This window comes from Citrobacter sp. Igbk 14, from assembly GCF_028069825.1.
Lineage (GTDB): Bacteria > Pseudomonadota > Gammaproteobacteria > Enterobacterales > Enterobacteriaceae > Citrobacter.
Map to the genome: position 1 here is coordinate 1 of NZ_JANEWM010000139.1, position 1,210 is coordinate 1,210.

A 1,210-nucleotide genomic window follows, 5' to 3' on the forward strand; every position below is an offset into this window, starting at 1 on the left:
ACACATATCTAAGATTAATTGCTAACTATAGAGTTTACTTTTCTGCTGATGAATTAGAATTCAAAACCCACCAGGTAATTCATACGGTCACCATAATCCTGATACCCTAATTTATTATTGAAGTAACGATAGGATACAGAGGCTGTCCAGCGGGGCATAAATTTCCAGGTAAACGTAACGGCACCATTTAGACCCGTTTTCCCACCTTGCTGCTCTGCATAAGCATCATTACGATCCATTTCAACTTCATTCCAGTTTGAAATGGCAAATTTCTCATTAAGCATTTCGAAATTATATGCAGCAACCCAGCCAAGGACATAGCCGTTAAATCCATTAGCCTGACCGTATTTTGCAGAGTTATAGTCGCTGGATAAATTATGTATCGCGACATAAGGTTTGATAAACCATGATTTCTCTACCAGACCCAGGTAGCCTACCCCATACATCATGTTCAACTCATCACCAAATTTGTTTTCCATCGACATATAAAGTTTAGTCATTAACGTAAAATCAGACCCTTCTATCGGACGATAATGTCCAAGAAATTGAGTCGTATGGTTACGTCCTTCTACTGGATGGTTGAGTACATTCATTTCGTAAAATGAGGCGAATTCACCTCTATCAAAAACAGCGCCGAAATCAGCAACAGCTTTCCATACTTCACCTCGATCGACGTTTACAAATCCTTTATTCCAATCACCGTAGCCGAGGCTAATCTTTCCATAGACGCGTTTTAGTTCAGCAGAATGGCTATTGAAGGTGGATAAGATAACGCATGCAGCAAGTAGACTCTTAATATATATTTTATTCATGCTCAACTCCATGAGGTAAAGATACTAATAATGTGCGGAAAAAATGAGAGTCTATTGATTGGGGGTTTATTCGTGAGTGATAGATGTCGCAAAAATGTCAGTGATTGAGTGTTAACGGTGCCAGGTGTCAATTAGTGTTGTTTTTTAAATGGCAACTTGATGTTTTTTGAAAGTGTTCAGTGTTACAACATTAACATGGATTTTTTATTCGGTATTTTATTTTTTTTATCTGTTAAGTATTATTCCTTGGAGATTAATAGGTTAGCGATGAGAAAACAACATATACTGACATTAGAAGGGTAAAGGGAAATGTATCCCATAACATTTGGGATCTTCATCACTTGTTGGCGTATTCATTTCTAATAAACTTTTCTTCGCTGCATTATATAGATAAGTCT

The 1,210-nt window shown here is 37.1% G+C and carries 1 protein-coding gene; it reads right to left on the reverse strand.

The genetic code is table 11. The features are described from left to right. Positions 1 to 53: 53 nt before the first annotated feature. Positions 54 to 812: an outer membrane protein OmpK gene (locus tag NNN64_RS22785; protein ID WP_271442878.1), complete on the reverse strand. Its 759-nt coding sequence runs from the start codon at positions 810 to 812 to the stop codon at positions 54 to 56. Between the last annotated feature and the right edge of the window lie 398 nt (positions 813 to 1,210).